General features: G+C 47.5%; 1 protein-coding gene. It reads right to left on the bottom strand.

The window, feature by feature from the left end:
• Window positions 1-28: 28 nt before the first annotated feature.
• A complete protein-coding gene (locus B7C60_RS01465) occupies window positions 29-328 on the bottom strand; it encodes a GIY-YIG nuclease family protein (protein WP_099610124.1) in 300 nt (99 codons plus the stop codon).
• Window positions 329-366: the final 38 nt, after the last annotated feature.

Below are 366 nucleotides of genomic sequence, written 5' to 3'. Positions count from 1 at the left end.
AACGAACGAAGCCAACACCGCTGCAATTTCAAGTAGAAGGAGTATAAGTTAATTGATCCAGAGAGCAAGTTCCGGCAACTAGGCTCTCTTTGTCCTTTTTATTCAAACGCTTAATCTGATATTCCAACTGCAACGCTTGGCTCTTATTGGAGCCAACCGCATACTGCCACACTAAAGTCAGTGGCCCCTTGCCTCTTAATGCTTTAGCGCCTTGTCCTTGCTGATGCTGCTTCAAACGGCGCTCAGTGTCCGTACTAATGCCACAATATAAGGCATTTCCGGAAGTCCGAATCAAATACACCCACCAACACGGGCCAGCAGCCGTCAACGAATTCACCACCTTTTAGTGCTGGCGTTCAATCAGTG

Source organism: Vibrio fujianensis, assembly GCF_002749895.1.
Lineage (GTDB): Bacteria > Pseudomonadota > Gammaproteobacteria > Enterobacterales > Vibrionaceae > Vibrio > Vibrio fujianensis.
Note: the sequence above shows the minus strand (reverse complement) of the source record. Positions and strands in the feature narration are given on the sequence as shown.